General features: G+C 64.2%; 22 protein-coding genes and 1 pseudogene. 7 read left to right on the forward strand and 16 right to left on the reverse strand.

All coding sequences use genetic code 11. The features are described 5' to 3' along the window. The gene (locus U5A82_RS13265) at window positions 1–3,219 is read left to right on the forward strand and encodes an efflux RND transporter permease subunit (protein ID WP_326291322.1); all 3,219 of its coding nucleotides are present in this window, start codon (window positions 1–3) and stop codon (window positions 3,217–3,219) included. 103 nt (window positions 3,220–3,322) lie between these two features. Here U5A82_RS13265 and U5A82_RS13270 read toward each other — a convergent pair whose 3' ends face one another. From U5A82_RS13270 to U5A82_RS13320, 11 genes are all read right to left on the reverse strand, one after another. Continuing rightward, window positions 3,323–4,672, reverse strand: coding sequence for an LLM class flavin-dependent oxidoreductase (locus tag U5A82_RS13270; RefSeq protein WP_326291323.1), 1,350 nt, complete (start codon window positions 4,670–4,672; stop codon window positions 3,323–3,325). 16 nt (window positions 4,673–4,688) lie between these two features. Then, a complete protein-coding gene (locus U5A82_RS13275; RefSeq protein ID WP_326291324.1) occupies window positions 4,689–5,480 on the reverse strand; it encodes a class II aldolase/adducin family protein in 792 nt (263 codons plus the stop codon). An 82-nt stretch (window positions 5,481–5,562) separates the two neighbouring features. Beyond that, window positions 5,563–6,528 carry an ABC transporter substrate-binding protein gene (locus tag U5A82_RS13280; RefSeq protein WP_326291325.1) on the reverse strand — a complete coding sequence of 322 codons (966 nt, stop codon included), beginning with the start codon at window positions 6,526–6,528 and terminating at the stop codon, window positions 5,563–5,565. Further along, entirely contained in the window at window positions 6,503–9,088 is a 2,586-nt protein-coding gene (locus U5A82_RS13285; protein ID WP_326291326.1) for a TonB-dependent receptor plug domain-containing protein, read from the reverse strand. The genes U5A82_RS13280 and U5A82_RS13285 overlap by 26 nt, the downstream gene beginning before the upstream one ends. Window positions 9,089–9,210: 122 nt before the next feature. Beyond that, entirely contained in the window at window positions 9,211–10,176 is a 966-nt protein-coding gene (locus U5A82_RS13290) for an ABC transporter substrate-binding protein (RefSeq protein WP_326291327.1), read from the reverse strand. Window positions 10,177–10,179: 3 nt separating this feature from the next. Next, window positions 10,180–11,268: an LLM class flavin-dependent oxidoreductase gene (locus tag U5A82_RS13295; protein WP_326291328.1), complete on the reverse strand. Its 1,089-nt coding sequence runs from the start codon at window positions 11,266–11,268 to the stop codon at window positions 10,180–10,182. A gap of 18 nt (window positions 11,269–11,286) precedes the next feature. Beyond that, window positions 11,287–12,561, reverse strand: a complete 1,275-nt coding sequence (locus U5A82_RS13300) for a rhodanese-like domain-containing protein (protein WP_326291329.1) — start codon at window positions 12,559–12,561, stop codon at window positions 11,287–11,289. After that, on the reverse strand, window positions 12,558–13,184 hold the full coding sequence (locus tag U5A82_RS13305; protein ID WP_326291330.1) for a cysteine dioxygenase family protein: 627 nt from the start codon (window positions 13,182–13,184) through the stop codon (window positions 12,558–12,560). The genes U5A82_RS13300 and U5A82_RS13305 overlap by 4 nt, the downstream gene beginning before the upstream one ends. After that, the gene (locus U5A82_RS13310) at window positions 13,181–13,963 is read right to left on the reverse strand and encodes an ABC transporter ATP-binding protein (protein ID WP_326291331.1); all 783 of its coding nucleotides are present in this window, start codon (window positions 13,961–13,963) and stop codon (window positions 13,181–13,183) included. Before U5A82_RS13310 ends, U5A82_RS13305 begins: the two co-directional genes overlap by 4 nt. Window positions 13,964–13,965: 2 nt before the next feature. Further along, a complete protein-coding gene (locus U5A82_RS13315; RefSeq protein WP_326291332.1) occupies window positions 13,966–14,799 on the reverse strand; it encodes an ABC transporter permease in 834 nt (277 codons plus the stop codon). Window positions 14,800–14,846: 47 nt separating this feature from the next. Continuing rightward, entirely contained in the window at window positions 14,847–14,969 is a 123-nt protein-coding gene (locus U5A82_RS13320; protein ID WP_326291333.1) for a hypothetical protein, read from the reverse strand. Between the two features lie 120 nt (window positions 14,970–15,089). Between U5A82_RS13320 and U5A82_RS13325 the strand changes: the two genes are divergently transcribed. Beyond that, window positions 15,090–15,926 carry a LysR substrate-binding domain-containing protein gene (locus U5A82_RS13325; protein ID WP_326291334.1) on the forward strand — a complete coding sequence of 279 codons (837 nt, stop codon included), beginning with the start codon at window positions 15,090–15,092 and terminating at the stop codon, window positions 15,924–15,926. 22 nt (window positions 15,927–15,948) lie between these two features. Here U5A82_RS13325 and U5A82_RS13330 read toward each other — a convergent pair whose 3' ends face one another. From U5A82_RS13330 to U5A82_RS13345, 4 genes are read right to left on the reverse strand one after another with little or no spacing between them, the layout of a single operon-like run. Beyond that, the gene (locus U5A82_RS13330; protein WP_326291335.1) at window positions 15,949–16,896 is read right to left on the reverse strand and encodes a D-isomer specific 2-hydroxyacid dehydrogenase family protein; all 948 of its coding nucleotides are present in this window, start codon (window positions 16,894–16,896) and stop codon (window positions 15,949–15,951) included. Between the two features lies 1 nt (window position 16,897). Then, a complete protein-coding gene (locus U5A82_RS13335; RefSeq protein ID WP_326291336.1) occupies window positions 16,898–18,085 on the reverse strand; it encodes an acyl-CoA dehydrogenase family protein in 1,188 nt (395 codons plus the stop codon). Window positions 18,086–18,090: 5 nt separating this feature from the next. Then, on the reverse strand, window positions 18,091–19,080 hold the full coding sequence (locus tag U5A82_RS13340; protein WP_326291337.1) for an ABC transporter substrate-binding protein: 990 nt from the start codon (window positions 19,078–19,080) through the stop codon (window positions 18,091–18,093). Then, window positions 19,070–19,207, reverse strand: coding sequence for a hypothetical protein (locus U5A82_RS13345; protein ID WP_326291338.1), 138 nt, complete (start codon window positions 19,205–19,207; stop codon window positions 19,070–19,072). Before U5A82_RS13345 ends, U5A82_RS13340 begins: the two co-directional genes overlap by 11 nt. 99 nt (window positions 19,208–19,306) lie before the next feature. Here U5A82_RS13345 and U5A82_RS13350 point away from each other — a divergent pair, with 99 nt between their 5' ends. Both U5A82_RS13350 and U5A82_RS13355 read left to right on the forward strand, forming a co-directional pair. Further along, the gene (locus tag U5A82_RS13350) at window positions 19,307–20,659 is read left to right on the forward strand and encodes an FAD/NAD(P)-binding protein (RefSeq protein WP_326291339.1); all 1,353 of its coding nucleotides are present in this window, start codon (window positions 19,307–19,309) and stop codon (window positions 20,657–20,659) included. Window positions 20,660–20,771: 112 nt separating this feature from the next. Beyond that, window positions 20,772–22,142, forward strand: coding sequence for an LLM class flavin-dependent oxidoreductase (locus U5A82_RS13355; protein ID WP_326291340.1), 1,371 nt, complete (start codon window positions 20,772–20,774; stop codon window positions 22,140–22,142). Window positions 22,143–22,227: 85 nt separating this feature from the next. Here U5A82_RS13355 and U5A82_RS13360 read toward each other — a convergent pair whose 3' ends face one another. Then, window positions 22,228–22,776 carry an opacity protein gene (locus tag U5A82_RS13360; RefSeq protein ID WP_326291341.1) on the reverse strand — a complete coding sequence of 183 codons (549 nt, stop codon included), beginning with the start codon at window positions 22,774–22,776 and terminating at the stop codon, window positions 22,228–22,230. Window positions 22,777–23,147: 371 nt separating this feature from the next. On the opposite strand from U5A82_RS13360, the pseudogene U5A82_RS13365 reads away from it, so the two are divergent. From U5A82_RS13365 to U5A82_RS13375, 3 genes and pseudogenes are all read left to right on the forward strand, one after another. Further along, window positions 23,148–23,992, forward strand: a pseudogene (locus U5A82_RS13365) (transglutaminase-like domain-containing protein). Between the two features lie 136 nt (window positions 23,993–24,128). Then, entirely contained in the window at window positions 24,129–25,097 is a 969-nt protein-coding gene (locus tag U5A82_RS13370) for a hydroxymethylglutaryl-CoA lyase (protein WP_326291342.1), read from the forward strand. A gap of 13 nt (window positions 25,098–25,110) precedes the next feature. After that, window positions 25,111–26,304 (forward strand): CaiB/BaiF CoA transferase family protein, encoded by a 1,194-nt coding sequence (locus U5A82_RS13375; protein ID WP_326291343.1) that lies wholly within the window; start codon window positions 25,111–25,113, stop codon window positions 26,302–26,304. Window positions 26,305–26,321 lie beyond the last annotated feature (17 nt).

Below are 26,321 nucleotides of genomic sequence, written 5' to 3' on the forward strand. Positions count from 1 at the left end.
ATGATCGCCCCTATCGTCAACTGGGCGGTCCGCAGGCGCTGGCTCGTCCTGCTGCTGACCGCCATCGCCGCCGCCATTGGCGGCTTCGCCCTGCATCGCCTGCCGATCGACGCGGTGCCGGACATCACCAACAATCAGGTGCAGATCAATGTCCGCGCGCCCGCGCTGTCGCCCGAACTGGTCGAAAAACAGGTGTCCTTTCCGATCGAGAATGCGCTGGCAGGCATTGCGGGTCTGGACCATACGCGATCGATCAGCCGTAACGGCTTTGCCCAGATCACGGCCGTCTTCGATGAGGCGACCGACATCTATTTCGCGCGGCAGCAGGTGGGCGAACGGCTGAGCGGGGTCACCGAAAGCCTGCCCGACGGGGTCGCGCCGGAAATGGGACCAATCGCCACGGGCCTGGGCGAAGTCTATATGTGGACCGTCCGGCTGGAGCATCGCCGGGACGACACGCATCTGCCCGGCGAACCGGGGATGCAGCCCGATGGCAGCTATATCACGCCGGAAGGCGACCGGCTGACCACCGACATCGACAAGGCGACCTATCTGCGCACCGCGCAGGACTGGATCGTCGCGCCCCTGCTGAAGAATACCAAGGGTCTGGCGGGGATCGATTCCATCGGCGGCTATTCCAAGCAATATATGGTGATACCCGATGTCCAGCGCCTGGCCGCGCTGGGGCTGACGCTGACGGACCTCGGCAATGCGCTGGAGCGCAACAACAGCAGCGTGGGCGGCGGCGTCATCGATCGGAATGGCGAAGGGCTGGCAGTGCGATCCGATGCGCTGGTGCGCAATGCGACCGAGTTGTCGCGCATCGTCGTAGCGACGCGCGAAGGCGTGCCGATCACGTTGAACCAGGTCGCGACCGTGAAGACGGGACAGGCGGTGCGGATGGGGTCGGCTTCGGAAAACGGCACTGAGGTTGTCGTCGGCACGGCGGTGATGCGGATCGGCGAAAACAGCCGCACCGTCGCCACTGCCGTCGCCGATCGACTGAAGTCGATCAACGCGTCGCTGCCGCCCGATGTCATCGTGGAGCCGGTGCTGGATCGCACGGCGCTGGTCAACGCGACGATCGGCACGGTGGCCAAGAACCTGTCCGAAGGCGCGTTGCTGGTCATCGTCGTTCTGTTCGTCCTGCTGGGCAACTGGCGCGCGGCGTTGATCGCGGCGATGGTGATCCCGGTTACGATGCTGCTCACCGGCTTTGGCATGCTCCAGATCGGTGTGTCCGCGAACCTGATGAGCCTGGGGGCGCTGGATTTCGGACTGATCGTCGACGGCGCCGTCATCATCGTGGAAAATGCGCTACGCCGCATGGCGCAAGCGCAGCATCGGCAAGGCCGACTGCTGACGACGGACGAACGGCTCGATACCGTGGCCACGGCCGCACGGGAGATGATCCGCCCGTCCGTCTATGGCCAGGCCATCATCATGCTCGTCTATGTGCCGTTGCTGACGTTGACCGGGGTCGAGGGCAAAAGCTTCGTGCCGATGGCCCTGACCGTCATCATCGCACTGGCCTTCGCCTTCGTGCTGTCGTTGACCGCCGTGCCCGCCGCGATCGCCATATGGCTCTCGAAGCGGATCGAGGAGAAGGACGGGCGGATCATCTCCTGGCTCAAGGCCCGATACGAACCCGGCCTTGAACGCGCGATGCAACGGCCGAAGGTGACGATTGGCGCAGGGCTGGCCGGGTGCGCCGTTGCTGTCGCCGCTTTCCTGTCATTGGGGCAGGTATTCCTGCCGCAACTGGACGAGGGTGATCTGCTGATCCAGGCGCTGCGCATTCCCGCCACATCGGTGCAGCAGAGCCAGGCGATGCAGGGACCGATCGAACGCATGATCGGCCAGCAGCCGGAAGTCCGCTTCGTCTTTTCCAAGACGGGTACGGCGGAACTGGCGTCCGACCCCATGCCGCCCAACGCCACCGACATGTTCGTGATCCTGAAACCCCGCGACCAGTGGCCCGATCCGTCCTTGCCCAAGGCGGAACTGGTCGAGCGGCTGGAGACGAAACTCCACCATTTCCCCGGCAATGCCTATGAAATCACCCAGCCGATCCAGATGCGGTTCAACGAACTGATCGCAGGGGTGCGTGGCGATGTGGCGGTCAAGGTCTTCGGCGAGGATTTCGACGCCATGAACAGGACGGCAGCGAAGATTGCGGGCGTGCTGCGCCGCACGGAAGGCGCGACCGATGTGAAGGTCGAGCAGACGGCAGGCCTTCCCATGCTGGACATTCGGGTCGATCGCGACGCAATGGCGCGCGTCGGCGTCACTGCGCAGGATGTGCAGGATATGGTGACGGCCACGATCGGCGGCCGGGTGTCGGGGATGATCTTCGAAGGCGACCGGCGCTTTCCGGTGGTGATCCGCCTGTCCGACGCGCAGCGCGCCGACATTGCGGCATTGGGCCAGATCCAGATGCCGGTGCCGGGCGGTCGCTTCGTCCCGCTCGCCAGTGTCGCGCATATCCGCGTGATCGATGGTCCCAACCAGATCAGTCGGGAAAATGGCAAGCGTCGCGTCGTCGTTCAGGCCAATGTGCGCGGGCGCGACATCGCAGGCGTGGTGGAGGACGCGCAGGCCGCCATTGCGCGCGACGTTCGGTTGCCTGCGGGCAGTTATCTGGAATGGGGCGGCCAGTTCGAAAATCTGGCGTCCGCGCGGGAACGGTTGCAACTGGTGGTGCCGGCCTGCTTCATCCTGATATTGCTGCTGCTCCATCTTGCCTTGGGATCGGTGCGGGATGCGGCGATCGTGTTCACCGGCGTGCCGATGGCGCTGGTGGGCGGGGTATTGGCGCTGTTCCTGCGCGGCATGGACTTTTCGATCAGCGCCGCCGTGGGGTTCATCGCCCTGTCCGGGATCGCGGTGTTGAACGGGCTGGTCATGCTGTCTTCGATCCAGGATCTGATGCGATCGGGCATGGACCGGATGGAGGCCGCCCGCGTCGGGGCAACGCAGCGGCTTCGCCCCGTGATCATGACCGCACTGGTGGCGAGCCTTGGCTTCGTGCCGATGGCGATCGGCGCCGGGGCCGGGGCGGAAGTGCAGAAGCCACTGGCCACGGTGGTCATCGGCGGCCTGATTTCCGCGACGCTGCTGACGCTGTTCGTCCTGCCGACGCTCTATGCGCGCTATGGCGGACGGCGTCGGATCGAGGTTGACAGTGCGGTTGTTCCGCAGCCTGATCCTGTAGCGTGATTTCCCGTGATCGGGGCGGTGCGGTATCGATCCCACGCCGTCCCGACGCTGCCGCATCGGGGCAAGATATAGCCATCAAAAGATAGGAAGAATTTTCATCCGATCATGCGGCATCGCGTCGGGCGGGTGCGGGCTTGTGGCGGCTTTCGGGGATAGGCAGCCCCAGATTGCCGCGCAGCGTATCAGCGGTGTAGTCGGTGCGGAACAGCCCACGTTCCTGCAGGATCGGCACGACTTCCGCGACGAAGCGCCTGAACTGCGCCGGATGGCCGAGATGGACATTGAGGCCATCGAGCGCGCGTCCTTCGAACCAGCGCTGGATTGTATTCGCTACCGTTTCGGCCGAGCCGACGAAGGGACTGCCGCGCCCGGCACGCAGTCGCTCCACCGCCTGGCGCAAGGTCAATCCCTGCTCGACGGCCTGTTCGGTGATCTTCCTGGCCTGGGTGTAGAAACTGCTTTTGGCATATTCCAGCGCCTGCACCGGGAAAGGCGCGTCGGGATCATATTGTCGGAAATCATGCCAGCCAAAGGGGCGACCGAATTCCGCCAGCGCCTGATCGAAACTTTGGTCGAGCTGGCGATAGTGGTTTTCGATCTCCTTTGCCTGCGCATCGGTATCGCCGACCGTGACGAAGAATCCGGGCAGAATAACGATATTGTCCGGGTTACGGCCCTGCCGCGCGGCGCGGCCTTTCAGATCGGCGTAAAAGGCCTGTCCCTGCTCGATCGTCGCGGCGTGGGTGAAGATGGCGTCGGCGACGGTCGCGCCCAGATCGCGACCCTGGTCGCTATCCCCCGCCTGGAAGATGACGGGTTCACCCTGCGGCGATCGCTGGAGATTGAGCGGTCCCGCCACTTGGAAAAATTCGCCGCGATGGTCGAGGCTATGGAGCTTGTCCGCGTCCAGGAACTGGCCGGTGGTGCGGTCGCGGACGAGCGCGCCCTCCTCCCAACTGGACCACAGGCCGCGTGCGACATCGAGAAATTCGACGGCGCGGCGATAGCGGGTGTCATAGTCGAAATGTTCGGGCTGGCTGAAATTGCCTGCCGTACCCGCGTCGCCGCTGGTGACGACATTCCAGCCCGCGCGCCCCTTGCTGATGAGATCGAGCGAGGCGAAGCGGCGGGCGAGGTTGAACGGATCGTTGTAGGATGTGGTGAGCGTGGCGACCAGACCGATATGCCTAGTCGCCACGGCCAATGCCGACAGGAGGGTGAGCGGTTCCAGCCGGTTGAGATAATGGGGCGGCGAGTTCGCGGTGATGAACTGGCTATCGACGATGAAGACGAGGTCGAACTTCGCCGCCTCCGCCTGGCGCACGACATCGATATACCAGTCTATGCTGACGCTGGCATCGACCGGAATATCCGTGTCGAGCCACCGATTGCTGTCGCCGGGGCCGCCGACCCCGGTCGGGACCAGGCCCAGTTTCAATTGGCGTTGGGACATGGCGATTCCTTGATGATCAGGCGTCGAAACCGGGGGACTGGCGCGCCGCCTTGCGCAGCGCGGCTTCCCAGACGAGGTCGTAATGGGACTTGCCGCCTTCCACGGGCTTGCGTTCCCGGCTGATCTGGCGGCGGACTTCCTCCTGTGCCTCTTCCGGCGCGATCAGGATCTTGTCGCGGCCGATGGAGAGGGTGCGGACCTGCGCCTTGCAGGCTTCCTCCAGATGATAGATGCCGCTGAACGCTTCGCCCGGCGATGCGCCCAAGGCCAGCGTGCCGTGGTTGCGCAGCAGCATGACCTTGGTATCGCCAAGATCGGCGACCAACCGTTCGCGCTCGTCCAGATTGAGCGCCACGCCTTCATAATCATGATAGGACAGGCGCGGGATCAGCGCGAGCGCGCGCTGGTTCAAAGGCAACAGCCCTTCCGCATGGGCGGAGACGGCCATGCCGTCGGCGCTGTGAAAATGCGCGATATAATGGGCATCGTCGCGCGCGCCGTGGATCGCCGAGTGGATCACATAGCCTGCATAGTTGATGCCATAGTCGCTTTCGCCGATGACATTGCCGTCGAGATCGACCTTGACCAGGCTGGACGCGGTGATTTCATCGAACATCAGGCCGAAGGGGTTGATGAGGAAATGATGATCCGGCCCCGGCACGCGGGCGGAGATATGCGTATAGATGAAATCGTCCCAGCCATAGAGGGCGGACAGGCGATAGAAGGCGGCGAGGTCGACGCGGACCTTCCATTCCGCCTCGCTGATGCCGTTCTGACGGAAACGATCGTCTTTCAGGACAGTGGCCATAGCAATGCTCCTTTGCAGGCAAATCTAATGCGGGGACGACGGGCCGCCCAATGAGAAAAACTGAAGGATGGGCGCGTGTCGCTCATGCCGGGAAAATGCCGGGATCGACGATGCGTGCGACATCGACATGGACAGGTAGTTCGCCATCGGCGTGGAAGCGGTCGACCACATGCTGGAGCGGTTTGATGACGGATGCATCGGGCCGGACGAGTATCCCCCGCTGACGCTGCGCCATGATGGCGGCGACTTTGGGATCGACCTTCGTCAGTTTGACGATGATCGCGGCATATTCTTCGGCATGGTCCACTCCCCACAGCGCAGCCTTCTGCTGACGCGCCAGAACGTCGCGCAACGCGGCGCGCTTGGCCGGATCGTCAAGCGCCTCCTGCGATGCGGCGATCAGGGCGTAGGGGCTGTTGATGCCATCCCCGTCCCGCAGCAGTCGCGCGCCGTTCAGTTCCGCCGCGATCTGATAGGTGCCGAACGTCGCCCACACGTCCACCCGTCCCGTGGCGAAGGCAGCGGCGGCATCATTGGGCAACATGAAGCCGATGTCGACCTTGCGCCTGTCGACCTTCGCTTCCTTGAGCGCTTCGAGCAGCAGATAATGGGCAATGCTGCCGCGCGCGCTCGACACGATGACCCGATGCCCGGCCAGGTCCGCTATGCGGCGCAGGTTCGATCCCTTGGGCACGATGATGCCGATATCGCGGGTGGAAAAGCGTGTTCCCGCGATGATCTTGAGCGGCGCGCCCGCCGCCGCCGCCAATATCACCGGAAGATCGCCCGCTGGTGCGGTGTCGACCGCCCCGGCGTTGAGCGCTTCGAGCAGTGGCGCAGCGCCCACGAAATTGGCCCATTCGATATCGTAGGACAGGTTCTTGAGCGCGCCCGCCGCTTCCGCCTTCGACTGGAGCAGGTGGACCTGATCGCCCAGGACCAGTTTCGTGCGGCCGCCCTTCCCGCCCCCGCCGCAAGCGGCGAGGCCCAGCGCGGCGGCGCCGGCAAGGAACGTCCGGCGATCAGAAAGCAAGAGCGATGCGCCCATAATAATAACCGCCTGCGGGATTGAAGGGCGACGGGCCATAATAGCCTTGGCCCGTTTGGGGATTGCCCGGTCCGTTGGTTTCGGGACGGACGTCGAACAGGTTTGTGGCGCCGACGGACAGGGTCGCGAAATCCGTCACCTTCGCGCTGATGCTGGCGTCGGTGATGATCTTCGCGCCGAAATAGCGATCGTCGCCCGCGGCGGTGCGCTGCGTATATTTGCCGTAGCGGGTGTTGGTGATGCTGACGCCGAAGATGCCCCTGGACCAGTTCAGGGTGCTGACCAGCTTGGTGCGGGGCTGGAGCACTTCGAGTTCGCCGATCTTGTCGCCGCCGAAGAAGACAGAGCCTGCGCCGAGCAGCGACGCGCCATTGGCGCCGAACAGCTGGGACGGCGTGGCGACGATGTCGGTGACCTTCGTCCTGCTGTAGTTGAAGGCGAAGGTGACGCCCAGCTTGCCGAAATCGCCGAGGCCGGTCGCATAATCGGCGACGAGGTCGAAGCCCTTCGTTTCGGTGTCGGCGGCATTGATGAAATATTCCGCCTGCTCGATGTCCGACAGGCCGTTGGCGGCGAGGATCGCGGAAATGCCGGTGCCGAACAGGCGACCGGTGCGTTCGATCCGATCCTTGATCTTGATATAATAGCCGTCGAGCGTGATGGAGAGCGAAGGCAACGGCGTGAAGACGAGGCCGAGGCCTGCATTCCAGGTCTTTTCCGCTTTGAGCGGCTTGGCGCCCAGCAATTGGCCGACCGTGCTGTCCGCCGTCACCAGCTTGGCGACAGTGGGGCGCAGTTCGGTCTGGCCGGTTTCGGCGTTGAAGAAGGAGGAGGTGCGGCCGTCCGTCTGGGCATAGCCGATCTGCGTCAGCGAGGGCGCGCGGAAGCCGGTGCCCACCGTACCACGAAGGGCGAGCGTTGGGCTGAATTCATAGCGGCTGTTGAGCTTCAGGCCGATCGGACTGCCCGACCCGTCGCTATAATGTTCGGCGCGGAGGGCGGCGCCGATATACCAGGCGTCGAGCGGATAGATGCTGAGGTCGACATAAGCGGCATAAACCTTGCGGCTGATATCGGCTTCGTCGGCGGGCGACAGGACGATCGCGCCCTGCACCACCGGCGAGGCGATACGGCCGACATTCCAGTCATATTGCTGGTCGCCCGGCCGGAAGGTGTAGGTCGCGGGTTGATAGGCCAACGGATCGCCGGCGAAGGTGCGGAAGCGATCAAGCCTGTATTCGCCACCGACCGAAACCTGGAGCGGCCGGGCCAGGCCTATGTCGAATTCCCGATGCAGGTCGACATTATGGGTCCATTGGCGAAATTCGAAATTGGCGAGATTGGGCCAGTTGGTGGGACTGGTGGGACCAAGCGAGGGGCGGATGGAGAGTTTCGAAAACTGGCGGCTGGCGTCGCGGCCGAAGGAGGAGGAGAGATCATAGTCCCAGCCCGCCAACGTCCCTTTCAGCCCGCCGACGAACTGGAAATCCGTTTCGTCAATATTGTTGAGCGGATAATAGCCATCGGGAAACAGCGCCGTGAAATTGGCGGTGCTGTTGGGCCGACGGAAGTTGTTGCCGATCTGGGCGTCGCGCTCACCATAGGTGCCGAAGCTGTAGAGGGTGACATTCTCGGTCACCGGCAGTTGGGCGTTGTAGCCCAGGTTGAACGCCTCGATCTGCGGGTCGCCATTATGCGCGCCGTCGCGGTTCCACGCCGCGTTGCGGACGTTTGCGGCGGCGACGTTTGCTTCCACCTGCGCGCGAGTCAGGCCGCTGGTCGCCACGACCTGATCGATGGTGCGGCCTGCGGGCAGGCCATAAAGGTTGGTGTCGGTCGCGGGCAGATTCCACCACGCGCCGCCGCGCTTGCGGATGTCGCCGCTGACGGTGAGGAAACCGCCATCGTCGCCGATCTTCGTGCCGTAGCGGATCGTGCCCTTCCAGCTGTCCGGCTTGCCATTGGCCGAATAGAGCGTGCCATAGGTGAAGTCGCCGCTCAGCCCTTCCTTTTCGGCCAGTTGGATGTTGATGACGCCCGCGATCGCGTCCGTGCCATATTGGGCGGCGGCGCTGTCCTTGAGTATTTCGATCCGGTCGATGCCGCTGGTCGGGATGAGGTCGATATCGACCGGGTTGGACCCCGATGTATCGGCGGTCGAATTGCTGAGGAACGCCCCATTGTGGCGGCGCTTTCCGTTGACCAGCACCAGCGTATAGGCCGGGGCCAGGCCGCGATTGGTGACGGGACGGCCGATCGAAAAGACGCCGGCATGGGTCGAGCCGAAATTGAGCGAGGGCAGCAGTTTCGACAGCGCTTCGCCAAATTCGGCCGATCCCGTCGCCTGGAGCTTATCCGCGCCGACGACGTCGATCGGAGCCGGGCTTTCCGCCACGGTCCGGGGCGCACCGCGGACGCCGGTGACGATGATCGTCCCGGCGTCGGCCGCCGCGTCGGCCGCCACCTGCGGGGCGATAGCGGTCTGCGCCGCCGCAGGTGCGACACCGAAAGCGACAGCTGCAAGCGCTGTAGAGGAAAGATAGCGGGCGACGGTTTTCATGAATATATATCCCCAAGAAACATTGGGGCTTGATCTATTTTCTACTTATATAGTTGAGAAATGACTTCCAACGCCGATCGATGAGTTTTAGTGAACTTTAGATGGTCTTTGCCTACGCCAACTTATTGTTTCTGCGTGCTGGCGAAGCTGGTGTCGAAGGCCTGCGCCACGTCGCGCTTGCCGTCCGTCAGGCCCGCCTTCTGGAAACGAGCGGTGATCGCCTGTTCGTGCGCGATCATCTTTGCGTCGATGGGCTGGGCTATGCGGTTGTTCCGGTCGAAGCTGGCGCGGGCGATATCCAACGGCAGGCCTGTTTCCTTTGCCAGCACCTGCGCGAACTGATCGGGATGCGCGCGCGCCCAGGCCACCGCCTTGGCTTCACGTTGTAGAAAATCTGCCAGTAGCGCGCGCTTGGGCTGAATGGAATCGGCGTTGGCGATGTCGATATAAAGCGGCAAGCCATAATCCTTGGCGTCGACCACGGCGCGGGCGCCTTCCTTGATCGCGACATTGGTATAGGGCGTCCAGATGGCCCAGGCGTCGATCGAGCCGCTGTCGAAGGCCGCCTTGGCGTCGCCCGGCGGCAGGAAGGTGACATGGACCTTGTCGGCCGGTATCTTCGCTCGCTCCAGTGCCTGGAGCAGGAGATGATGGCCGATCGAACCGCGCGTGGTGGCAACAGATTGGCCGATCAGATCCTGCGCGCTTTTGATCGGCGATCCGTTCTTGACGAGGATGGCCAGCGCTTCTCCCGCTTGCTTCGCGAGGGCCTGCACCCCGATCGCCTTGACCGGGCTGCCGCTTTGATAGGCGAAGATGAACGGCGCGTCGGCGGCCAGGCCAAGATCCGCCGCGCCACCGCCTACGGCTTCCAGCAAGGGCTGGGCCGCCGGAAATTCCGACCATTCGACCCTATAGGGTGCGCCCTTCAGCACACCCGACGCGATCATCATGGATCTGACCTGCCCCTTCTGGTTCGCGACGCGCAGGACATTGTCATCGCCGCCCCTAAAGGTCGCGGCGGCAAGGCCGAGGCCCGCCACCGCGATAAGGGACGCCGACAGGATGACGACGGTCTTCTTGGACATGGATCAGCCCGCCAGTGCGAAGCTGGCAGCGTCGCGTTCGGCGACCTTGCGACGCACCACGGGCAGCAGTTCGCGGCCGTAAAGGATCGAGTCCGCCAGCGGATCGAAGCCCCGGATCAGGAAATGGTCGATGCCGATGTCATAATAATCGAGCATGGCGTCGGCCACCTGTTCAGGCGTGCCGACCAGGCCGGTGCTGTTGCCCGCCGCGCCGGTCAGTGCGGCGACGCCGGTCCACAGACGCTTGTCCTGTCGATTGGCGCTGGCGGTTTCCAGCAGGCGCAGCGCGCCGACATTGGGCGGGCGATGGCCGGTGATCGGCAGGCCTGCGGCGACGCGGTTTTCGCGCACCTGTTCCTCGATTTCCGCCGCCAGTTTCCAGGCGGCTTCCTCCGTATCGGCGATCACCGGGCGCAGCGAGAGCGAGAAGCCGGGATCGCGGCCATAGCGCGAGGCGGACTTGCGCACGGCGCGCACCGTGTCCTGTACCGCTTCGAGCGTTTCGCCCCAAAGCGCATAAACATCGGCATGGCGGCCCGCGACGTCGATCGCTTCATCCGACGAGCCGCCGAAGAAGACCGGCAGATTGTCGGGCTTGATCGCGCTGAACGCCTGGCGGATGTCATAATATGTGCCCTGATGGTCGAAGGGCTTGGCCTGCGTCCATTCCTGGCGAAGGATATTGAGATACTCATCCGTGCGGGCATAGCGTTCCGCCTTCACCGTCTTGGTGTCGCCGTCGCGCGCCATTTCCTCATCCGCGCCGCCGGTGATGATGTGGACCGCGACGCGGCCGCCCGACAGCTGGTCGAGCGTGGCAAGCTGGCGCGCTGCCACGGTCGGCTGGGTAAAGCCGGGGCGATGGGCAACCAGGAAGCCCAGTTTCGTGGTGATGGCTGCGGCATGCGCCGCGACGATCTGGCTTTCCGGGCTGTTGGACCCGAAGGGGATGAGGACGCGGTCGAAGCCGCCCTCTTCCTGCGCTTTGGCCGCCGCGTTGACATAGTCGGTGTCGAGCACGCGGCTGCGCACGGCAGCCTGCGTTTCGGACCCGTTGTTGAAACCGATATAGCCGATGAACTTGACGCTCATGGAAATTCTCCTGAAAATTCAGATGACGGTAAAGCCGTGGGTGCCGTCGCGCTCCAGCTGGGCGACGAGGCCATATTCCCATTCGAGATAGGCCTGCATCGCAGCGGCCTTGTTGTCCGTGCCTTCGTAGGGCCGCTTATAGCGCCCCTCCGGTCCGCGTGGCGTGGGTGCGCCGTCCGGCCCCTTTTCCAGCGCGACCGCGGACCAGTCGATGTCGAGGATCGACACGTCCCAGCCCAGTTGGGCCAGCCAGGACGCGGTCATGTCCGCGCGCGGGCCGACATTGTCGGTGACGACGATGCGCGCGCCACGCACCGGGGCATTATGGTCGGTTTCCTGCACCAACTGGCCGCCCTGCGCATTGCGGAAGCCGGGCAGATGGCCGCTTTCATATTCGCGCGGCTGGCGCACGTCGTAGAGATAGAGGGTGCGGTCGGTATCCGCCTGGAACTGTGCGAGTTCGTCCCAGCCGATGCGCTTGACACCTGCGCGATAGGCGACGTCGCGGGCATGAACGCGCGCTTCCTCGATCGCGGCGCTATCGACTTCGGGCGCGGCGCGGGTCTGGCCGGTTTCCAATTGCTGACCCGCCAGCGTCCAGCCGATCGTGCCGTTGCGCAGCGCGAACACTTTGTTGGGAACGCCGGCATTGACCAGCGACTGCGCACCGATGATGGAGCGGGTGCGACCGGCGCAGTTGACGATGATGGTGGTGTCGGGATCAGGCGCGATCGTGCGCGCGCGCAGCGCCAGTTCCGCGCCCGGCACGCTGGTGCCGGTGGGGATGCTCATCGTGTTATATTCGTCGTAGCGGCGGGCGTCGACGATCTTGATATCAGCCTTTTCGTCGATCAGCGCCTGCACATCTTCCGCCGCAAGACTGGGCGTATGGCGGCGATGTTCGACCAGTTCGCCGAACGCCTTGCTGTAGCTGTTGACGTCTTCGAACAGTTCGTAACCGGCCGCCGCCCAGGCGGACAGGCCCCCGTCCAGTTCGCGGACATCGGTATAGCCCAATCCCTCGAGCCTTATGGCGGCCTTGTGCGCCAGTCCTTCGCCATTGTCGTAGACGATGATCGGCGTCGCCAGACGCGGGATGCGCCAGCGCGCCTCCGCATCGATGCGGCGCAGCGGGATCTGCGCGGCGAAGAGAGGATGGCCCTGCGCAAATTCATGCTCTTCGCGCACGTCGATGATGGCGATCTCGCTCCCGACGAGCAGGGCGCGGCGGATGTCCTGCGGGGTGGCGGTCTGGATACGGTCGCCGATGCGATCAAGGGTCTGAATAGTCATGCGGTTTTCGATCTGTCCCAAAGGTTGGGGATCACGCGGTTGGCGTAACCCGAGATGAAGCTTTTGGATGTGCCGTCGAGAGCGTAGGTCGCGCGCTCGACCGCGCCGATATTGGCGCCATAGACATGGATGCTGACGGACGGCCGGTCCGAAAGGCCGTTGGTGACGCGATGGATGTCGCCGATGCACGGGGAGACGGCGTCCACCGCCCCTTCGTGCAGAAACTCCTCACCCTCTTCGACCAGCGCCCCGTCGGGCAGGCGACGGAAGCGCTCCACCTTCTCGACGCCGCGCAACATGCCGACCAGGCCCCAGACGCTATGGTCGTGGATGGGGGTGGACTGGCCCGGTCCCCAGACGAAGCTGACGACGCTGAACCGCTCGCGGCTGTCGCAATGGAGCAGATATTGCTGGTAGCGATCGGGATTGGGCCGGGCGAATGGCTCGGGTAGCCAGTCGTCGGTGGCGATCAGGCGGCCGAGCAGCGCGCGGCCGCTTTCCAATATCGCCTGTTCGTCGCGGGTGGCGGCGAGAAGGTCGGCAAAGGCGGTGACGAAGCCGCGCAGGCGGCTGATGTCCGGCGCTGCCGCCAACGGGCGGTCGATGGCGATGGCTGTGCTCATTCGGCGGCGACCGCGAAGGGAAACACGCCCTCGCCATGATCGTCGCCGCCCAGATAGGAGAGCAGTTTTTCCCGCAGGCGGCCAGCGAAGCTCGCGCGCTCGCCGCGCGGCGCGGTGATGCGTTCTTCGGCGACGATGCGGCCTTTGTCGAGCACCAGCACGCGATCGGCCAGCGCGATCGCTTCCTCCACATCATGGGTGACGATCAGGACGGCGGGCCGATGCCTGCGCCAGAGCGACAACACCAGATCATGCATGCGGTAGCGGGTCAGCGCGTCGAGCGCGGCGAAAGGTTCGTCCAGCAGCAGCAGTTGCGGTTCGCGCACCAGGGCCCGGGCGAGCGCCACGCGCTGCGCTTCGCCGCCGGACAGGGTGAGCGGCCAGGCGTCGAGGCGATGGCCGAGGCCGACTTCCTTGAGCGCGGCTTCGGCGCGGTCGCGGCCCTTGTCGCCCTTCAGGCCCAGCGAGACATTTTTCCAGACCGGTTTCCACGGCAGGAGCCGGGCGTCCTGAAACACGACGGCGCGGGAGTCGGGGACCTCCACATCCTGGTCGCGCACTTCGTCCAGACCGGCCAGCGTGCGCAGCAGCGTGGTCTTGCCCGAACCGGAGCGGCCCAGCAGGGCGATGAACTCGCCGGGCGCGATATCGAGGTCCAGGCCGTCGATGATGGTGTTGGCGCCGAAGCGCCGGGTAAAGTCGCGCAGGCGCACGACGGGTTCGGGGTGGGACGGGTGGGCAGCACTGTCCACTTTGGAAAAACCGAGGCGAGCGTCCATGCTTATTGCTCCACTATGCTGGGGCGCCAGATCAGGGCGCGGGCTTCGACCGTGCGGACCAGCCAGTCGGCGCCAAGGCCGAGAATGGCGTAGACCATGAGGCAGACGACGATGATGTCGGTCCGCATGAAATCGCGAGCATTGTTGATGAGGTAGCCAAGGCCGGCCGAGGCGTTGATCTGCTCCGCCACCACCAGCACCAGGATCGACACCGACAGGGCGTAGCGCAGGCCGACCAGCAGCGAGGGCAAGGCCGAGGGCAGCACGACGTGCCAGATCTGCTCCCAGCGGCTGAGGCCGAAGCTTTTCGCCGCATCGAGCAGGCGCAAATCGACGCTGCGGATGCCGCTGTAGAGGTTGAGATAGACGGGGAAGATGGTGCCGAAGGCGATCAGCGCGACCTTGGGCGTTTCACCGATGCCGAACCAGACGATGAAGAGCGGGGTGAGCGCCAACGCAGGAATGGTGCGCTTGATCTGCATCAGCGGATCGACCGCCAGTTCGCCGGAACGGGACAGGCCGGCGATCAGGCCCAGCACCAGGCCCAGCCCCACGCCGATGAGCAGACCGACCGCGACACGGGCGAAGGACACCAGCAGATTGGAGGGCAATTCGCCCGATATCACCATTTCAAGCAGCGTGCCCAGCACGGCCGACGGCGCAGCCAGCGTCCGTTCGGGGATCAGGCCGATGCGCGACCCCGCTTCCCACAGCAGCAGCAGCAGGACCGGCGAAAGCCAGCGGCCACCGAAGCGCGAAATGGAGAAACGCTGCGCCGTGGACGCCGGGCGAACTCGCGGTGCGCCGTTACTGTCATTGATCGTCAAAACCGCCATGTCCGGCCCTTTATGAAGCTGCGGACAAGCCACCATGAATTGTCTACCTATTCAATTAAGTTTTTCTTGGCGGACCTATCAGCGTTCGTCATAGGTTTCATTTCGTCGCTGCTGCGGCGCGGATTGACGCCAAAACCGGCGGCTTTCCGCGCGTCGATCGTTTCGGCCAAGTTTTTCCTTGCTCTCACAAATCTCTACTATTTTGATTGATATATAAGCATGGGCGATAAGTCCCTCTCCGTTTCCGGCTTCGGATCGGCTCCTCCCCCTTCAACCCCGTGAGGTTCATCGTGCCGGTCAATCTGCCGACCAACTTGCTGCGCAGCTTTGTCGCCATCGTCGACACCGGGTCGATGCTCAATGCGTCGGAACAGGTGTTCGTGACGCAATCTGCCCTGAGCCTTCAGATCAAGCGGCTGGAGGAACTGGTGCAACAGACGCTGTTCCTGCGGGAGGGACGTCGGCTCAACCTGACGTCGGCGGGCACGGTGCTGCTCGATTATGCCCGACGGGTGTTGCTGCTGCACGACGAGGCGGTGGCCGCGGTGAGCGCGGGGCGCTTTGCCGGTCCGGCGCGTATCGGAATGGTGCAGGATTTTGCCGACACATTGCTGACCGGCCTGCTGTCGCGCTTCGCCGAACTGCATCCGGATGCGCAAATCTATGCGCGGGTGGCGGGCACGGCGGAATTGCAGGCCCTGCTGGATCGGCGTGAGCTGGACATAGTGCTGGGCTTTGCTGCGCCCAATGACGCGCATGCCGTGACGGTCGCGCCGATGGCCTGGTATGGCGACCCGGCGCTGGTCGATCGCGAGATCATTCCGCTGGCCGTGCTGGAGGAGCCGTGCCGTTTTCGCGAAGCGGCGATCCGGGCGCTGGAAGATGCGGGGCTGCAATGGCGCATCACCGTGGAGACGCCCAATCTGGCGACGCTGAAGGCAGCCGTGGGCGCCGGACTGGGCATTACCTGCCGCACCCATCTGTTTCTGGACGATAGCGCCGCACTGGAGGATGAACGCTTGCCCGCGCTGCCGCGCGTGGCGGCGATCCTGCGATCCGGCGAGAAACTGGATAAGGCCGCCCATCGTCTGGCCGAACTGGCGCGGGAAACGGTGCTGGCGCTTTAAATTCTTCCCGCCCGCACCGTTGTCAGTAACCGCGTGCGGGATCGACGATGTCGCTCGGCGCTTCGCCGCGCGCGAAGCGGGAGATATCGTCGCGCATCTTTTCCAGCAGGCGATGGCGCACCAGCGTGTGGTTGCTCGACACATGCGGGGTCAATCGCACAAGGGGGTGGCTGTAGAGCGGATGGCCTTCGGGCAACGGTTCGGGATCGGTGACGTCCAGCGTCGCGAAGCCCGGCCCGCCTTCCGCATCGAGCGCCTGGATCAGGGCGTCCTGATCGATCACCGAGCCGCGCGCGACATTGATGATGTGCGCGCCGGGTTTGACCTTCGCCAGCAGGGCGGCATCGAACAGCCGATAGGTTTGCGGCGTGGCGGGCACAGCAATGATGATATGGTCGGCGCGCGCCACGAGCGTTTCGATGTCACCGACATGTTCGACGCCGCTGATCCCCGACTGCGCGCCGGTGCGGCGCAAGCCCAGGACTTGCGCGCCCAACGCCAGACCGCGCCGGGCCACGGCCTGGCCGATCGCGCCGAGGCCGACTATGCCGATGGTCGTACCGGACACACGGCCGAGCGGGACGTTGATCCATTCCGCACGGGACCGCGCGGTGATCGCTTCTAGATTTTTGGCATAGGCATAGATAGCGGCGACGACATAATCGGCGATCTCGTCCGACGCGACGCCGCGCCCGCAGGTAACGATCGGCGCGTCGAGCAACCATGGGGGATAGAAGTCGATCCCGGCGGACGCGCTATAGACCCATTTCAGTCGGCCGGGCCACGCGGGTGGACGCATCACCGCAGATTGCCGCCAGGCGGGCGTCGGTCGTACCAGAAGGACGTCCGCTTCGCTGGCCGCGCTCCACGGTTCGTCGTCCGCGACGTCGATCAATATGGGTGCGATCGGATGCTGGCCAAGGCCACGGTTGAATTCTGCGTCCAGCTGGCTGGCGATGATGAGCGACATGTCAGTTCCCAAGCGCCGCGCGACCGGCGGCGACCAATATGGTGTCGGATTGCGGCGAGTGGATGCGGCTGCACAGCACATCGCGATAATGGCGTTCGAGCGGGTTTTTCCGGCTGATGCCGGGATTACCGGTGAGTTCGAGGCCGATCTCGACCGAACGGATGGCGTTGGCGGTGGCGAGATATTTGATATTGTTGACCTCCACCGCGCCGGGCGGATCGCCTGCTTCATGTCGCGCGGCGGCATCGCGGATGAGCGTCCGGTTGACCTGGAGCAGGGTTTCGATCTCGCCGAATTTTTCCTGCACGCGCGGCAGGGTGGCGAGCGATGCGCCGAGATTGGTCGGAACACGATCGTTGAGATAGGCGCGCAGCCAATCGCGCGCCGCGCGGGCGACGCCATCATAGATGGTGGCAATCGCCAGCGCGTTCCAGATGGCGAGACTGGGATCGCCTGCCCCGGCAGCCCATTGTTCGGGACGGCGGATATCGACCGCATGGTCGAGGGGCGTCGACGTGTCCGTGAAATGCACGGCATGGCTGACCGTCGCACGCATGCCGAGATGATCCCAGGCCGGTTCGATATCGATACCGGGCGCATCCGATCGTACCAGGAAATTGCCGACGCGCGGCTCATCTTCGTCGGTCTTCGCCCAGACCGAAAACCAGTCCAGCCCGGTCGAGCCGGTGGAATAGATTTTCGTGCCGCTGATCGCCCAGCCATCGGCCGTGCGCCGCGCGATGGTGGCTGGCAGGCCGCCGCGCACGGGGGTTCCCAGTTCCGGTTCCACGCGCAGGCCACCGATCAGCCCCCTGCCCGCCACCGCATCGCGCGCCAGTTCCTCATAGATGGCCTGGGGCCATGTGCGTGCGCGGGTCGGCGTGGCGTGGTAATGATAGGTCATGAACAGGATGAGAGCGGTCGACGGCTCGCCTTTCGCCACGGCGCCCAGCACCCGCAACGCTTCGCCCAGGCCCGCGCCGCGACCACCCAGTTCGCGCGGCACGGTGAGGCCGATCAGCCCTTCGTCCGCCAGCAGGTCGAAGTTGGCGCGGGGAAATTCGCCGCTGCGGTCATAGCGCTCGGCGGTTTCGGCCAGTCGCCGGGTCAGCCGGTCAAGTTGCTCAGCGCTGACCGGTCCCGTTGAAGCTCGCAGCCCATCGTCGCGGTGCATTGCCTGGGTCGCCATGCGTTTCAGCCTCTCTTGGAAATGGCGTCGTTGAAGCGTGCGTCCCAGAGGGGGCGCACATCGACCGCCCTGGGCAGCAGCTTCTGCCGGAAGAACAGATTCGCAACCTGCTGCTGCGATGCGATGGCCTCGTCCGTGACGGGCCGCAGTTCATAGGTGGCGCTCTTGCGCTTGAACTGGTCGACGACATAGGCGCGCGGCACGCCGATATCCTGCGCGATGATCGTGGCCCATTCATCCTGATGGGCGGCAGCCCAGCCATAGGCTTTCTGCACCAGCGCCAGATACTCGCCGATCAGCTTCGCCTTTTCCGGATCGGCCAGCGCGTCGACATGGGCCGACACCAGATAGTTGCCCGACAAGATGCCATAGGCGGTCTTGAGGATGCGCGCCCCTTCGGTCGCGATGGCCCGCTGGATCGGGAAGCCGTAGATCGCCCAGCCGTCCAGCGCGCCCTGCGAGAAAGCGGCGGCGCCATCGGACACGCCCATTGCCACCGGCGTTATGTCGTCCCAGGTAAGGCCGACGTCCTCCAGCATGCGGATCAGGAAATATTGGGAGGTCGTCGCGCGGACATAGCCGACCCGCTTGCCCTTGAGGTCGGCGATCGTCTTCGCCTTCGACCCCCTGGGCACCAGCACCACCTGGTTGTTGACGTCGCCATGGGCGACCGCGATCTGGCGGAAGCTCTGGATGGTGGAGGCCGCGGCGAAGATCGGCGGGATCTCGCTCATCCCGCCATAGTCGAGCGAACCGCCGTTCAACGCTTCCACGACGAGGTGGCCGGACTGAAATTCGCTATAGGCGAGGTCGAAGCCTTCGGGTTGTATGCCTGCCGCCTTGAACAGCAGGCGTGTGTCGCCCTCCCCCTTGCCGGTGATGGACACGCGCAGTTTCGGGCGACTTGCCTGATTGGCGCCGCATCCTGCCAGTATCAGGCAGGACGCTGCGCCAGCGCCCATGAACAGCCGCCGGGAGAGCAGATCAGCGACCATGCGCGCTGTTACGCACCGGTTCGGCCGTGCGCTCGAACAGGATGACATTCGGGTCGCGCAGAAATTCGCGCTGCGCGGACGCGCGCAATCGCATCCATCGCTGGCCAAGGGAACGCAGCAGGGTCATGATCGTCTTTCCTTCGATACAGATAGGAATTTATCTATTTTATCAGTAGAGATATGTCTCACAAGCAATGCTGGGGGAACCATTAGAAATGCTTGATCCATGCTGAGGGTCGACCATGTCGCCATCATCGGTGGCGGATTCAGCGGCGTGTTGCTGGCGATCAACCTGTTGCGGCATGGCAGCGTGCGGGTGACACTGGTGGAACGGCGTCCGGACCGCTTGGGTCGCGGCCTTGCCTATGGCGCGGCGCAGGCCGACCATATCCTCAATGTCCGCGCCGCCAATATGAGCGCGCTGCCCGATCAGCCCGGTCATTTCGTGGAATGGCTGACGTCGCAGGGATTGGGGCAGGAAGGCAGCTTCGCCACGCGGCGCGACTATGGCGCTTATCTGTGCGCGATGCTGGATGCCGCGCGCGCGGCGGCCGGGGACCGGTTCCACGTCATCAGCGACGAGGCGATCGACCTGGTCGTGGCGCAGGACGGCGCCTTCGTCGCGCTGCAATCCGGCTATACGCTGGTCGCGGACGTCGCCGTGATAGCGCCCGGCAACCTGCCGCCACATGATCTGCCCGCCTTTGCCGCGCTAGATAACCCGGCTTATGTGAACAACCCCTGGGCCGCCGATATCGCCACCGGACTGGGGCCGCAGGATAGCGTCCTGCTGCTCGGCAGCGGGCTGACCGCCGTCGATTGTGCGCTCAGCCTGGACAGCGCGGGCTTCCAGGGCAAGATCATCGCCTTGTCGCGGCGCGGCCTGATGCCGCAGGCGCATGCGCCCGCGCAGCCCTATGCCGTGCGGAACGAGCGGCCGGTGGGGTCGGCGTCTGCGCTGATCCGCGCCGTTCGCGAACGCGCCGCGCAGATCGGCTGGCGCAACGCCGTCGATGAACTGCGGCCTTTCACCCCCGACATGTGGCGCGCCGCCAGTCCGGACGAGCGCAGCCGCTTCCTGCGCCACCTGCGCCCCTATTGGGATGTGCATCGGCATCGGTTGGCGCCGCAGGTGGCGGCGCGGCTCGACACGCTGAGGACGCAAGGACGACTGGAGGTACGCGCGGCGAAGGTTTCGACTGCCATACCCCATGGCGACGGCCTGGCCATCGGCCTGCGACCGCGCGGGGCAAGCGACAGCGAGACGATCACAGTCGCGCGCGTGATCAACTGCACCGGGCCGCTGGGCGACCTGCGCCGGGTGACCGACGCGCTGTTGCGCAACCTGTCGGACCGGGGCGACATCAGGGCCGATCCGCTGGCGATCGGGATCGATGTGGATCGCCAGTGCCGCGCCATCGCCGCCGATGGCGAGGCCCAGGAACGGCTGTACGTCGTCGGGCCGATGACGCGGGGCGCGCATTGGGAAATCGTCGCGGTTCCCGACATCAGGCGACAGGTCTGGACTCTGGCGCGCCAGATCACCAGTGCCCATTGGGTGGAGGCGGAGGGGCTGTAGTCTAACCCTTCACCTATTTGACTAAATCATAAGTGGCACGACAGTGCGCGTTGGTCGGCCAGTTTGTCGGCCTTTATTCCATGGGCTTCAATTTTCATGGAAAGGACGCTCCATGCCCCGACAGCGGCACATCAAGCTTGGCTTCATCCTGCATGGCGTGGGACGCACCTGGAACGATTGGCGCCATCCCGATCGCGACGGGAACGCCAGCACCAGCCTGGCCCATTATCAACGCCAGGCGGCGAGTGCGGAGCGCGGCAAGTTCGATTTCCTGTTCGTCGCCGACAGCCTGTCGATCACGGAAAAGTCCAGCCCGCATTATCTCAACCGGTTCGAACCGATCACGATCCTGTCGGCGCTGGCGGCCACGACCTCGCATATCGGCCTGGTCGCTACCCTGACCGTGAGCTATTCCGAACCCTTCAACGTGGCGCGCCAGTTCGCATCGCTCGATCATCTGAGCGGCGGGCGCGCGGGGTGGAATGTGGTGACATCCTGGTTGGGCGACACTGCCGCCAATTTCAGCAAGGCCGAACATCCCGCCCATGCCGTGCGCTATCGCATCGCGGGCGAGTATCTGGATGTCGTCCAGGGCCTGTGGGACAGTTGGGAAGACGGCGCTCATGTCGCAGACAAGGCGACGGGCCAGTTCGTCGATCCCGACAGGCTGCATCGGCTGGATCATGACGGCGAATTTTTCCAGGTTCGCGGGCCGCTGAATATCAAGCGCACGCCACAGGGACAGCCGGTCATATTCCAGGCAGGTGCATCGGACGACGGCCGCAATTTCGCCGCGCGCCGGGCGGAGGTGATCTTCACCCATGCGCCAACGCAGGAGGATGGGCAGGCCTATTATGCCGACGTCAAGACGCGGGCCAGGGGTTTCGGCCGGGACGCCGACACCCTGTTGATCCTGCCGGGTGTTGCGCCGATCGTCGGCGACACGGACGAGGAAGCCGAGGCGCGTTATAACGAACTGGCGGCGCTGGAATCGATCGACACGGGTCTTGGCTTCCTTTCGCGCACCTTCAACGACCATGATTTCCGCCAATATGATCTGGACGCGCCCTTCCCCGATGTCGAACATATCGGCCTCAACAGCCAGCAGAGCAGCACGCTGCGCATTCTGGCGGATGTGCGGGCGAACAATCTGACGTTGCGGCAGGCGGCGGAACGGCTTGCGACACCGCGCGGCGCCTTCGTCGGATCGCCGGAAACCGTCGCGGACAGGTTGCAGGACTGGTTCGAAAGCGGCGCGGCTGACGGGTTCGTCATCTTCGAGCCGCTGCCGGGGCAACTGGACCTGTTCGTCGACAAGGTCATTCCCATCTTGCAGGCGCGCGGCCTGTTCCGCACCGACTATGAGGGTGCGACCTTCCGTGCGCATCTGGGCCTGCCGGTTCCCGATAATCGCTACAGCGCAGCCCGGTCCGAAGACGATGCCCCGGCGCAAGCCCCTGCGGTCGAGCCGCAATTCGCTTAAGCGGCGAACTGCGGGAGTGGTTTCATAAGAAAGGCCGCTGCCATGGCTGGCAGCGGCCTTCTTAGTCCGATCGAAAACTAGCGGATCAGAAGTGGAAAACGACGCCGCCCATCGGACGCAGGCTGTCGAAATCATAGGTTTCCATCTGCAGACGGATGCGGATGCCGCTGTTGCCGGTCACGCCGCCCAGGCCGATGTCCTTGGGGCCGACTTCGACGCCGACGCCATAGATCCAGTCCTTCTGGTCGCTGTAACCGCGCTTGCCGTTCACCCACTGGTAGCCGGCCGATGCGAAGATCATGCCGCTTTCACCAGCGCGCGCACCGACGCGGCCGCGAACGCCATATTCCCAGTCGATGTCGCTGAAGCCCTTGGTCGCGTTGCCTTCGGCCCCGACGAAGACCGGGCCGAGCGGGATGTTCACGCCGGCGATGCCGCTGATGAGCGCGCCGTTCATGCGGCCGCCACGGGGCGACCCAAATTCGCTGTCGCGGTCGAACGAATGATAGCCGCCGAGAACGCCAACATAGGGCTCGACGCCGAATGCGTCGGTGCCATCGGGCGCGGTTTCCTGCGCCATTGCCGCAACCGGAAGAGCGCAGAGAATTGCTGCTGCAGCCAGAAACTTCTTCATTTTCAAATCCCTATTTCGTTTTAGTCGCCACGATGTGGTCGGCAGCAGAACCAGCGATCGGATAGGGAGTTTCACAGGCCGACATATATATCGACGGTGTCACCATAATGTCACATTTCGATTTTGCGGGTGACGTGCCGTCCCGGCGTCAACAAATATGGCCGGATAGCAATCCAGGTTAGTGTGTTTCCCAGACCTGGACGGAACGAATTGCCGCGCTTTCGATTTCAGAACGACTGCCGTTTGCGACGATCATGACAGCGTTTTGCGTGACCACATTGGGCTGCCTTGGCAGTTTACACGGAAGGGTTACGACGCCCGATCATGAAAGACCGTAAGCAGGCGCGGCAATGCAGGATAGGGATTCCGGGATGTTCATTCGGGCCGGCTACGAAATCGGATTCATGACCCATGTGGCGACCCCCATGGTCACCATGCTCAACCTTCACCCCTCCCGCGTTCCGGATCTCAGAACATCGCATCAGGTGGTGACAAGCAGGCCTGTCGCGATGGAGGAATATGCCGACAGCTTTGGCAATATCTGCACCCGCATGACCGTTCCGCCCGGCGGGGTTACGCTGTCGTGCGACTTCGTGGTGTCCGATAGCGGCCGCCCTGACCGTCAGGCATTAGATGCCGATCAGCATTCGGCCGATATGCTGCCCCCGCCGTGATGGTCTATCTGCTGGGAAGCCGATATTGCGACACCGATCGCCTGTCCAACATCGCATGGTCCCTGTTCGGGCATATCGAACCGGGTTGGCCGCGGGTTCAGGCCATCGTCGATTATGTCCACGGGCATCTGCAATATGGCTATCAATATGCGCGCTCCACCCGCACCGCTTTCGAAGCGCATCAGGAACGGGTGGGGGTGTGCAGGGACTTTGCGCATCTGGCGGTCGCGCTATGCCGCTGCATGAACATCCCGGCGCGCTATTGCAGCGGCTATCTGGGCGACATCGGCATCCCGCCGGTGGATATCGCGATGGACTTCCATGCCTGGTTCGACGTGTATCTGAGCGGTGAATGGCATAGTTTCGACGCCCGCCATCGGGTGCCGCGCATCGGACGCATCCTGATGGCGGCAGGCCGCGATGCGGCAGACACCGCGCTGACAACCGCTTTCGGGCCGGTATGGCTGACCAGTTTCAAGGTGCGCACCGATGAGGTCGATGCGGCCGAAGCCAGCAATGAGGCGCCCAGGCTGGCGGCGTGATCGCGTGGGGCATCGCCAACCCACACTCCATGGCGACGGGATAGCCGCGCACGCTTTCTCCGAACCACGGAGAAATAAGTCCGAGCCCATAGCAATAGGATCAGGATCGACCACATAGCCTCCGTTTCAAGGGCCAATGTCGCGCGCAAGCATATGGCCGGGGCTGGAGTATCTGATGCTGGAGCGTCCATCTGTTATCGAAGTGGTCGAGGTGTCGGCCCGGGACGGCCTTCAGAACGAGAAGATGGTCTTTCCGACCGACAGCAAGATTGCGCTGATCCGCCATATGGTGGCGGCCGGCGCCAAACGGCTGGAGATCGCCAGTTTCGTGCGCGCCGATCGGGTGCCGCAAATGGCCGATGCGGAGGCCGTGATTGCGGGTCTGGGCGATCTGCCCGCCGATATCACCACCATCGGCCTGGTCATGAACAAACGCGGCGCGCTGCGCGCTTTAGACACCGGCATCCGTCAGATCGGCGCGGTCTGCGTCGCGAGCGATAGCTTCGCCCAGCGCAACCAGGGGCAGACGTCGCTGGAATCTCTGGATGTGGCGAACGACATCGTCCGCTTCGCCCGGGGCGAAGGACGCAGCGCGCAGGTGATGATCGGCGCGGCCTTCGGTTGCCCGTTCGAGGGCGAAGTCGATCCCGCGCATGTCGTGGCGATGGCGCGTCGCCTGGCGGAGGCAGGACCGGTGGAAATCGGGCTGGCCGACACGATCGGCGTCGCGGTGCCGCACCATGTCTTCGAACTGGTGACAGCGGTGCGCGCGGCGATCGGCGACATTCCGGTGCGCGTCCACCTACACAATACGCGCAACACGGGCATAGCCAATGCCTGGGCAGCGGTGCAGGCGGGGGCATCGACGCTGGACAGCGCGTTGGGCGGCATCGGCGGATGCCCCTTCGCCCCGGCGGCGACCGGGAATATCGCGACCGAAGATCTGCTCTACATGCTGGACCGGTCCCATATAAGAACTGGGATCGACCTGTCCCGCACCATCGAGGCGGCTGGCTGGCTGGAAAGCCGGATGGAGCGTCCCCTTCCCGCCATGGTGAGCAGGGCCGGGCCTTTCCCGCGCCCCTCGTCGGCCACCCCCCTCTGACGAAAGACAGCATATGACGACGAACAACGGCGCCCTTGCGGGTATTCGCGTGATCGAGTTGGGGCAATTGATTGCCGGACCCTTTTGCGGCCAGTTGCTGGGCGACATGGGTGCGGAAATCATCAAGGTGGAGCCGCCCCGTCAGGGCGACCCGATGCGTGTGTGGGGGCATGGCGACGCAAAGCTGTGGTGGGAAGTGGTCGCCCGCAACAAGAAGTCGGTGTCGGCCAATCTGCGCATTCCGCAAGGGCAGGACATCGTCCGCAGGCTGGCGGCGAGCGCCGACATTTTGATCGAGAATTTCAAGCCCGGCACATTGGAGAAATGGGGTCTGGGGCCTGACGAACTGCATGCGGTCAACCCCCGCCTCATCATCGTGCGCGTATCCGGCTATGGCCAGACCGGCCCCTATTCGTCGCGCGCTGGATTTGGCGGCATCGGCGAGGCGATGGGCGGTTGGCGTCACATCGTGGGCGATGCCGACCGGCCGCCCAGTCGCATGGGCGTGTCCATCGGCGATAGCCTGGCGGCGACCTATGGCTGCATGGGCGCGCTGGCCGCGCTGCACGCGCGCGAGCGTACCGGCAAGGGCCAGGTGATCGACAGCGCGCTTTACGAAGCCGTGTTGCAGGTGATGGAAAGCATGGTGCCGGAATATATGGTGTCGAACCATGTTCGCGCACGCACCGGGTCGATACTGGAAGGCGTCGCGCCATCCAACGTCTACCCCTGCATCGACGGAGACTATCTGATCGGCGCCAATCAGGATGCGATTTTCGGACGGCTATGCGTGGCGATGGGCCGCCCCGAACTGGCCAGCGATCCGCGTTACGCCACCCATGTCGCGCGCGGCGAACGACAGGGCGAACTGGACGATCTAATCGCTGACTGGACCCGCAGCTTGACGGTCGAGGCCGTCGAAAAACTGATGATCGACCATAGCATTCCGGCAGGTAGGATCTACCGCGCCGCCGAAATGCTGGACGATCCGCATTATGCGGCGCGCGAAGCGCTGGTCGAAGTGGACAGTCCGCGCTGGGGACGCTTCAAGATGCAGAACAGCTTTCCCAAATTTTCCGATACGCCCGGCGGCATCCGTACGCTCGCGCCGCAGGAGATCGGCGCGCATAACGACGAAGTCTATCGCGACCTGCTGGGCATGGACGATGCGGAGATCGCCCGTTTGCGGGAGGCCGACGCGATATAAAGTGCGAGACGGGGACG

It is taken from the genome of Sphingobium sp. CR2-8 (assembly GCF_035818615.1).
Taxonomy (GTDB): Bacteria; Pseudomonadota; Alphaproteobacteria; order Sphingomonadales; family Sphingomonadaceae; genus Sphingobium.

Coding starts and splice junctions, on each gene's coding strand:
- U5A82_RS13305 (WP_326291330.1), bottom strand. CDS start 13,184: ATGAGCACAGCCATCGCCATCGACCGCCCGTTGGCGGCAGCGCCGGAC.
- U5A82_RS13350 (WP_326291339.1), top strand. CDS start 19,307: ATGCTGAGGGTCGACCATGTCGCCATCATCGGTGGCGGATTCAGCGGC.
- U5A82_RS13330 (WP_326291335.1), bottom strand. CDS start 16,896: ATGTCGCTCATCATCGCCAGCCAGCTGGACGCAGAATTCAACCGTGGC.
- U5A82_RS13270 (WP_326291323.1), bottom strand. CDS start 4,672: ATGTCCCAACGCCAATTGAAACTGGGCCTGGTCCCGACCGGGGTCGGC.
- U5A82_RS13290 (WP_326291327.1), bottom strand. CDS start 10,176: ATGTCCAAGAAGACCGTCGTCATCCTGTCGGCGTCCCTTATCGCGGTG.
- U5A82_RS13370 (WP_326291342.1), top strand. CDS start 24,129: ATGTCGCGCGCAAGCATATGGCCGGGGCTGGAGTATCTGATGCTGGAG.
- U5A82_RS13285 (WP_326291326.1), bottom strand. CDS start 9,088: ATGAAAACCGTCGCCCGCTATCTTTCCTCTACAGCGCTTGCAGCTGTC.
- U5A82_RS13280 (WP_326291325.1), bottom strand. CDS start 6,528: ATGGGCGCATCGCTCTTGCTTTCTGATCGCCGGACGTTCCTTGCCGGC.
- U5A82_RS13335 (WP_326291336.1), bottom strand. CDS start 18,085: ATGGCGACCCAGGCAATGCACCGCGACGATGGGCTGCGAGCTTCAACG.
- U5A82_RS13360 (WP_326291341.1), bottom strand. CDS start 22,776: ATGAAGAAGTTTCTGGCTGCAGCAGCAATTCTCTGCGCTCTTCCGGTT.
- U5A82_RS13315 (WP_326291332.1), bottom strand. CDS start 14,799: ATGGCGGTTTTGACGATCAATGACAGTAACGGCGCACCGCGAGTTCGC.
- U5A82_RS13340 (WP_326291337.1), bottom strand. CDS start 19,080: ATGGTCGCTGATCTGCTCTCCCGGCGGCTGTTCATGGGCGCTGGCGCA.
- U5A82_RS13345 (WP_326291338.1), bottom strand. CDS start 19,207: ATGACCCTGCTGCGTTCCCTTGGCCAGCGATGGATGCGATTGCGCGCG.
- U5A82_RS13265 (WP_326291322.1), top strand. CDS start 1: ATGATCGCCCCTATCGTCAACTGGGCGGTCCGCAGGCGCTGGCTCGTC.
- U5A82_RS13375 (WP_326291343.1), top strand. CDS start 25,111: ATGACGACGAACAACGGCGCCCTTGCGGGTATTCGCGTGATCGAGTTG.
- U5A82_RS13295 (WP_326291328.1), bottom strand. CDS start 11,268: ATGAGCGTCAAGTTCATCGGCTATATCGGTTTCAACAACGGGTCCGAA.
- U5A82_RS13310 (WP_326291331.1), bottom strand. CDS start 13,963: ATGGACGCTCGCCTCGGTTTTTCCAAAGTGGACAGTGCTGCCCACCCG.
- U5A82_RS13355 (WP_326291340.1), top strand. CDS start 20,772: ATGCCCCGACAGCGGCACATCAAGCTTGGCTTCATCCTGCATGGCGTG.
- U5A82_RS13300 (WP_326291329.1), bottom strand. CDS start 12,561: ATGACTATTCAGACCCTTGATCGCATCGGCGACCGTATCCAGACCGCC.
- U5A82_RS13275 (WP_326291324.1), bottom strand. CDS start 5,480: ATGGCCACTGTCCTGAAAGACGATCGTTTCCGTCAGAACGGCATCAGC.